General features: G+C 67.2%; 5 protein-coding genes and 3 pseudogenes. 3 read left to right on the forward strand and 5 right to left on the reverse strand.

The window, feature by feature from the left end; all coding sequences use genetic code 11:
- Positions 1-265: 265 nt before the first annotated feature.
- Positions 266-418 (reverse strand): annotated as a pseudogene (locus AWW66_RS32670) (IS5/IS1182 family transposase); the annotation flags it as partial.
- Between the two features lie 222 nt (positions 419-640).
- Positions 641-1,258: an FG-GAP-like repeat-containing protein gene (locus AWW66_RS36220; protein ID WP_083978429.1), complete on the reverse strand. Its 618-nt coding sequence runs from the start codon at positions 1,256-1,258 to the stop codon at positions 641-643.
- On the opposite strand from AWW66_RS36220, the gene AWW66_RS12365 reads away from it, so the two are divergent.
- The 3 genes and pseudogenes from AWW66_RS12365 to AWW66_RS32680 form a co-directional block, all read left to right on the forward strand.
- Positions 1,214-4,132, forward strand: coding sequence for an AfsR/SARP family transcriptional regulator (locus tag AWW66_RS12365; protein WP_245648200.1), 2,919 nt, complete (start codon positions 1,214-1,216; stop codon positions 4,130-4,132). The genes AWW66_RS36220 and AWW66_RS12365 overlap by 45 nt on opposite strands.
- A gap of 97 nt (positions 4,133-4,229) precedes the next feature.
- Positions 4,230-4,778: a hypothetical protein gene (locus tag AWW66_RS12370; RefSeq protein ID WP_067364522.1), complete on the forward strand. Its 549-nt coding sequence runs from the start codon at positions 4,230-4,232 to the stop codon at positions 4,776-4,778.
- A gap of 233 nt (positions 4,779-5,011) precedes the next feature.
- A pseudogene (locus AWW66_RS32680) lies at positions 5,012-5,362 on the forward strand (creatininase family protein); the annotation flags it as partial.
- Between the two features lie 688 nt (positions 5,363-6,050).
- Here the strand turns inward: AWW66_RS32680 and AWW66_RS36415 are convergent.
- From AWW66_RS36415 to AWW66_RS36420, 3 genes and pseudogenes are all read right to left on the reverse strand, one after another.
- Positions 6,051-6,336: pseudogene (locus AWW66_RS36415) on the reverse strand (IS30 family transposase); the annotation flags it as partial.
- A 132-nt stretch (positions 6,337-6,468) separates the two neighbouring features.
- Complete coding sequence (locus tag AWW66_RS12380) at positions 6,469-6,789, reverse strand: hypothetical protein (RefSeq protein ID WP_157527418.1); 321 nt, start codon at positions 6,787-6,789, stop codon at positions 6,469-6,471.
- A 73-nt stretch (positions 6,790-6,862) separates the two neighbouring features.
- Positions 6,863-7,255 carry a hypothetical protein gene (locus AWW66_RS36420; protein WP_425413273.1) on the reverse strand — a complete coding sequence of 131 codons (393 nt, stop codon included), beginning with the start codon at positions 7,253-7,255 and terminating at the stop codon, positions 6,863-6,865.
- Positions 7,256-7,335: the final 80 nt, after the last annotated feature.

A 7,335-nucleotide genomic window follows, 5' to 3' on the forward strand; every position in this document is an offset into this window, starting at 1 on the left:
TTGTCCCGCGTCCGCCGCCGCTTGGCTCGGCACGTGTCGGTCGTGATGAGCGAAGGAGCAGACGGCCGGCGCGGTCCGGACGCGGGGCCGGGCCGGCAGGGTCCTCGCCGTTTGCGACCACCGACCGACTACGACGCCATACGTCAGCACCGGTTAACCCGGGTTGGCCCGGCCGGTGAGCACGTCGCGCACATCATCCGGACCGGTCGTGGGCGGGCCGCTCCTGGAAGATCGACGCTTCGGGAGAGGCCAGCAGGATCGGCGGGTTACGCAGATGGGCCAGAGCAAGCAGGGCCTTCCGGCCGGCATCAAGACGTCGCCACCGGCCGAGGCGGTGGGTGCGTTCGGTACGGATGAGGTCTGCCAGGTGGTTCAGGGTGCGGCTGGACGAGGCGACCGCGGCCGGATAAGACAGCACAGCGAGGCTCCCGGTTGGGGCATCGGCTCCTGGTCGATTGCTGTCTTACCGGGAGCGTCGTCCTATGTCGACACAGTCTCCCCGGCAGCCACCGTGGCCAGCACCATCACGACGAAAAGGGCATACTCAACGGACAGCGTTTCTTCCTCGAAGCTGACGGGGGACGACCCGGTCAGGGCCCGAAGATCGACGTCGTTCCCCGGGGCCCTGGCCGGCTGCCGCTCAGCAGTCCTGCCGGTTCGCTACTTCCAGAAGGCAGGGGTCGATTCCCACGCCGCTGCCTGGGGTGTTCGGCGCGTCGGGCATCGGGGTGTCGGACTGCTGGTTGACGACGTACCCGTGGAAGGTCCACGCCTTGATCTGGCCGTCCGGGGTCTCTACCAGGTAGTCCGCCCGTCGGTCCCCGTTGAGGTCGGCGAAGCGGACCTGGGTGCCGCTCGCTCCGACCCCGGAGGCGACCATGCCGTCGAAGCGCCAGGTGAAGCGGTTGTCGCTGTAGCCGTTGAGCCAGGCCCAGACCCGACCGGCCGAGTCGACCAGCAGGTAGTCGGCGCGGAGGTCACCGTTGAGGTCGGTGAGGTGGATCTCGTCGGGCGCTGGGTGCGCCCCGGGTGCGATCGATCCGGTGTAGTCCCAGCCCCACCCGTCGGCGGTGCGCCTGTTGAGCCAAGCCTTCCCGACGTGCCCCCTGACGACCGTCCGGCCCTCAGAGCACAGCCACGTCCATCGATCTGGAATCCGACCGAATCCCGCACCACAATGGAGACCTCGGGCATTGCTACGAGGGAGTGCGGATTGCTTGTCATCCAGGTGCTCGGTCCCACCCGGCTCTGGCGCGATGGCACGGAGATCGACCTCGGTCCGACCGGCCGTCGCACCGTGTTCGGCCTGCTGGTGCTCGCGGGAGGCCGTCCGCTGCTGGGTTCACGCATCGTCGACGTGGTGTGGGGCGAGCAGGCACCCCCCAGCGCCGCGAACGTGATCCAGACCCACGTGAAGCATCTACGCCGGCTCCTCGAACCCGGCCGGCGAGCTCACACGCCCAGCACGGTTCTGCCCTTTGCCGGGGGCGGGTACGCGCTACGACTGCCGGCCGGCGCGGTCGACCTCGACAGGTTCCACGACCTGCTGGCCGCCGCAGCGGAGGCTGACCGCCACGGCGACAGGCGGGGCGTCGCAGCACAGCTCGCCGACGCGCTCGACATGTGGCAGGGAGCACCGTTCGCCGATGTGCCCGCGCTCGCCGGGCATCCGATTGTCCGTTCGCTGCTCGACGAGCGCCGCGCGGCGGTGGCCCGCTACGCCGACGTGATGCTGGCCATGGGATCCGGCGATCGGGCCCTGCCGGTGCTGCGTGAGGAAGCGGCGGCACACCCGCTGGACGAGGCGGTGCAAGCGCGGCTGATCCTGGCGTATAACGCCATCGGTAGGCGCGCCGAGGCGTTGACTGCCTACGACGTCGCGCGCCGGCACCTGGCCGAGGAACTGGGCGTCGGCCCAGGACCGGACCTCGTCGCGGCCTACCTACGCGTACTCGATGACGAGGCGCCCGCACCGCCGGTGGATGGGCTGGCCGGCACGGCCCCCACCGCGCCGCCGGTCAACCAGCTCCCGGCGGAGGCCGCTGGCTTCACCGGGCGCGAGGCCGAGCTGTCCGCCCTGGACGAGTTAATAGGCGACCAGGCCACGGCGATCCGGATCGGCGTCGTCTGCGGCACCGCCGGCGTCGGCAAGACGACCCTGGCGGTGCGGTGGGCGCACCGCAGACGTGACCGGTTTCCCGATGGGCAACTGCACCTGGACCTGCGCGGCTACGATGTGCGCCGCCCCGTGTCGGCCAGGTCCGCGCTCGGACACCTCCTGGAGTCCCTTGGCGTCCCGGCCGCAGACATTCCGACCGACCTCGACCGCCGGGCCGCCCGGTACCGGGCCGAGACAGCGGGCCGTCGCCTGCTGATCCTGCTCGACAACGCCGCCTCCGTCGACCAGGTCCGGCCCCTGATCCCGGGTACGGGAGCCGCCACGGTCATCATCACCAGCCGGGACAGCCTCGCCGGACTGGTCGCCCTGCACGGCGCCCGCCGCCTCATGCTGGACCTGCTCTCCGCCCCGGAGGCGCTGGTGCTGCTGCGCTCGCTCGTCGGCGTACGCGTCGATCAGGAACCGGAGGCCTCAGCCGCGCTGGCTCGGCAGTGTGCACGCCTCCCGCTGGCCCTGCGGGTCGCGGCCGAACTGGCGGCGTTCCGGCCCGCAGAGCCGCTCGCCAGTCTGGTGAGCGAGCTTGCCGACCGACAGCGGCGCCTGCGGTTACTGGATCCGGGTGGTGACGTGCGGGCGGCTGTACGGGTGGTGTTCTCCTGGTCCTACCGGCAGCTTCCAGCGGAGGTGGCCCGGCTGTTCCGGCACCTCGGGCTGCATCCCGGCCCGTCGTTCGACAGGGACGCCGCCGCCGCGCTCGCCGCCATGACGCGCACCGACGCCGCGCCGCACCTCGAACTGCTGGCCCGCAAGCACCTCATACGCGCCGAATCGCCCGGCCGTTACGTCATGCACGACCTGCTGCGCGCGTACGCCGCCGAGCTGGCCGCCGACGACGATCCCGGCGGGGCCATCGACCGGCTGCACGACCACCTACTCGCCACGGCCGCGGCGGCGATGGACCGTTTGCACCCCGCCGACCGGGCACATCGACCGGCGGTGGCTCGCGCGCAGAGCTTTCCGGACGCGACTGCGGCACGTGCCTGGCTGGACGCGGAACTGCCCGGCCTCGTCGCCACCGCCGCCGCCGGGCTGGAACACGACCGGCCCCAGTTCACGACCGATCTCGCCGCCACGCTCTACCGCCACCTTGAGGGCGGCGGCTACACCCACGCCGAGGCGTTGCACGGCTACGCGCTCGAAGCGGCACGGCACAGCGGCGACCCGGCCCGGCACGGCGTGGCGCTGACGAACGTGGGTGCCGTACACCGGCTGCTCGGCCGTTACGAACTCGCCGAGACGCACCTGTCCGAGGCCGTCGCGATCCTGGACCGGTGCGGCGACCAACTCGGCGCCGCCCGGGCCCTGTCCAACCTCGGCATTGTCCACGAACGTCTCGGCCGCGCCGACGCCGCCGCGCACCAACAGGCCGCGCTCGCCGCCTATCGCCGGGCTGGCGACCGGTACGGCGAAGCATCCACGCTGGTCAACCTCGGCAACGCCAACACCCGCCCGGGCCACCTCGACGAGGCGTACGATCAGCTGCTCCGCTCCGCCGCCCTGTTCCGCGAGTCCGGCGCCGAGGTCGGAGCGGCAAGCGCCCTGACGAACCTCGGCGACGTGTGCACAAGTCTCGGGCGACGCGACGAGGCGGCCAGGCATCTGTCGGCCGCACGCCACATCTTTCGGACGGCCGGACACGCCTACGGCGAAGCCGTCGCGCTCACGAACCTGGGCCGGGTGCACGGCAGTCGTGGCGACCACGCGCGGGCGATTGGCGACCTGACCGTGGCGATCCGCATCCTGCGTTCGATCGGGCATCGTTACGGGGAGGCGAGCGCGCTCAACATCCTCGGTGACGTTCTGACGGCCGTGGGCCGTACCACCGAGGCCGCGGCCCGGCACTCCGTCGCGCTGGCGATCGCCACCTCGACCGGCGACCACGACGAGCAGGAACACGCACACGAGGGCATCGCCCGGGCCCAGCGGGAAGCGGTACGCGCGACAGGCGGCTGATCCAGACTTCGTCCAGTCCGAATCCAACCTCATGTGGGTTCATGTCGCTCAGCACCGGCCGTCCCGGCCGGGCCGACCACCGCGAAGGGGAGCCCGCATGTATCAGGCGTTACGGCGCACCGCCGGCATCGTCACCGCAGCACTGCTCGTCGCCGCTGTGCTGGCGACACCGGGCACCGCCTCGGCCGCACCGCAGACCGACCCTCCCGGCACCGGAACCGCCGATCGCCGTGACAACAAACCAGGTCTGAGCAATCCGCTCGTGCTGGGCAAGAAGCCGACCGGCCGGAACTCCACGAACACGAACATCACCTGCTATGTCTACGGCGGCGGCCCGTACCTGAGCGGCAACTCGGTGGTGTTCTCGGTGTTCCTCGACTGCGTCGGCGGCGTGCCGCGGTCGCTGGCGGCGGGCGTAGACATCTACCGCTACGCCAACAGCCGTCCGATCCCGATCCAGGAGTCGTTCAAAACCTGCGCCGTAGCCAGCCAGACCCAGCTGCTCTGTCTGACCAACCCCGTCCCGTGCTTCCAGGCCGGTAGCTACTACGACGGACAGGCATACCTGCTCGCCACCGACGAGCTCGGTGTCCAGCACGAGGCGTACTTCTATGTGCCGCCCAAGTGGGTGGGCTGCCTCGTCTGACGGTCACTGCCGGACCGGCCGCGGCACCGGCGAGTCGGGTGCCGCGGCCGGTCCAGCCCTTCCCAGCGCTTCAAGTCCCTTGACCTCTCGGCTGCAGAGGCAGGGTCTCTGCGCCTTACCCGTGCACTACGTCGTGTCGATGTCCTGCTCGCTCCCCACCTCGCCAAGCCTCAGGTAGAACACTTCCGTGCTCGCTACGCCCTCGCCCACCGCCTCAGCGGCACAATGGCACCGTGAACCTGTGGACCACCGCGACGGCATCTGATGAGAAGCGGCGTAACGCGACAGTCGCGATCCTGCCCATCGGCAGCATGGAACAGCACGGACCGCACCTGCCACTGACCACGGACACGATCGTCGCCAGCGCCATCGCATCCGCGCTGGCCGACCGCTACCCCACGCTTTTGCTCCCGCCGGTCACAATCTCCTGCTCCCACGAACACGCCGCCTGGAAGGGAACCGTGAGCATCAGCTCCAGCACCCTCCACGCCATCATCACGGACGTCCAAACCTCCCTACGACACCAGGGCATCGACCGCCTCGTCCTTGTCAACGGCCACGGGGGAAACTACGTCCTGTCCAACTCGCAATTAGAGCTGAAGCATCATCAACGCCTGTCATAAATAAATTTAAAGCTTACTCTTTTTCGAGGAAAATCCCGCGGAAAAGTTTTCATGCGGATCTTCTTGGCGAATATCGATTCAAGCCACTCCACGGCACCCCCATCGAACTCTTCCCAGATTGACCCTCTCGCCTCACCCACGCCAACACGCCAACGGTCGGGCGCCCGTACCGGATCTTTGATCCAGTACAGGACGTCACCATTATCCGAACGACCAAAGGACAAGAGCTCAGAAGGCAATCTCGGAAGTCGTGTCCCCTATTCAAGAGATACTCTAATGCCCAGGTAGCTCGCTCATGCTGGTATTCGAGCTCGAGTGCCTTTGGATCAGACTCGGGATGGAAGATATGAAGGAAGTCTCCGAAAATTCCTTGCCCAAACTGATCGATGAGCCACTTGTAATCGGCAGGTAGCGCAGTGCCCATCTTGGACTCCACTCGCGCCCAATCAGCATGCGCCGGCGAACTGCGCGGGGGCGACACCAAACTCGTGAGGGATTCTCGAGCAAATTGAGTCGGTTCAGCCATGGCCGTACAACCCAGCCGGGTTTGAGATATACCTATGCACGGTGAGTCCTCCACTCCCCACTGCGTACCACCTTGATACCGATCAACACCGCATCATCCCCATGATCCACAGCGGAAGCGGTGCACTGGGAGGTCGCCCTCCCAGTGCCCGGGGACCTGCCGTCCGGCGACCTCTGCGGGGCGTTCGTCGAGGTAGCGGGGCTCACGGATCCGGGGTGCCGGAGCCAGGCGGGCACCGCCACGACGGGCGGTACGGCCGGGAGGCAGCGGGGTCAGCTCCCGAGCAGGGTGGAACCCGGTTGGGCGTAACCCACTGATAGATCACCTCGTGAGACACCCGGCAAGCCTGATCGTCCGGGTAGTCGAACGCCAACCGACCCGCGATCGACGCCTGGTGACAGCCCATCCTTTGATCAGCGCAACCGGATCAGATATTTAGGTCCGATAGGTCCGATATACGACGTGACCACGGCGAATCACGGCCGGCTGACCCACCTCGAGAATATTCATCTCTGAGGAGACGCTCGACCGCCGCGCCGAGCTATTCGGTTATCAGTCGAAAATCGCTCCTGATAACGCCATACTCAGCGGGCACCACCCAACAGCTGTAGCGGCGGCCTAGCAAGGTGGACTCCTCGACCTGCAGATTGAAAGCCAACATGCTGGCGTCAGTCCTGCGAACCACCGAGTCGGAGTCCTTCTCTCGAACTTCCGCGAGCCCACCACGTCTGCCGACTACGACGTACTCGACTCTCTTGCCAACATCCTCTCCCCTGTCGTGACTATCGGCGCCATGCCGATCATCAAACGCCTTTTCACAAATTCCGCAGGTCGGTGAATCCGCCACTTCCAGATTCTCCATCAACCATCCGCCAGTTGCCCGGCTGTTTGATCAGCACGATCATCTCGTCGCAGCAGGAGCATTAGAATTCGAATCAGAAGTCATCAGTTGACCACTCGTTCATTCCACCGCGACCATCGGGCCAATGGTACTCGAACCTTGCACCGGTGTCCTCAGCAGAGGCCTTCATCTGCCCTTGACAGGTTCCGCAAGGTTCCTTGATCCCAGCGATACTCACAGTTCCTCCCTCAGGGACAGGAGAGGTGCCCCAGAAGGGATCATTCTTAATGACACGATCGCCCACAACGGGAGCCCCACCGGCCGCCCTGGTGGCGCGATGCTCCGTGTGAACTGCTTGCCGCACGCGCCCCGTCCCAATCGCGGCCTCTTGGGGAGTCGTTGCACCACTTCGAGGCGGATACCTATCCAACAAGGCACCGTCAGCGTCTCGAACCGTCGCCTGGGCGTAGTGGGTCTTTTTGGTCACTCGTCCCGTGACGCAGGGGACGTTGTTGTTGTGGACGAGGACGGGTTCGTCGCCGACGACGACATAGTACGTGTGGATGT

This window comes from Micromonospora rosaria, assembly GCF_001567585.1.
GTDB lineage: Bacteria > Actinomycetota > Actinomycetes > Mycobacteriales > Micromonosporaceae > Micromonospora > Micromonospora rosaria.

Excerpts from the sequence above, each read along its gene's own strand:
- AWW66_RS12380 (WP_157527418.1), bottom strand. The coding sequence starts at position 6,789 with ATGGAGAATCTGGAAGTGGCGGATTCACCGACCTGCGGAATTTGTGAA.
- AWW66_RS12370 (WP_067364522.1), top strand. The coding sequence starts at position 4,230 with ATGTATCAGGCGTTACGGCGCACCGCCGGCATCGTCACCGCAGCACTG.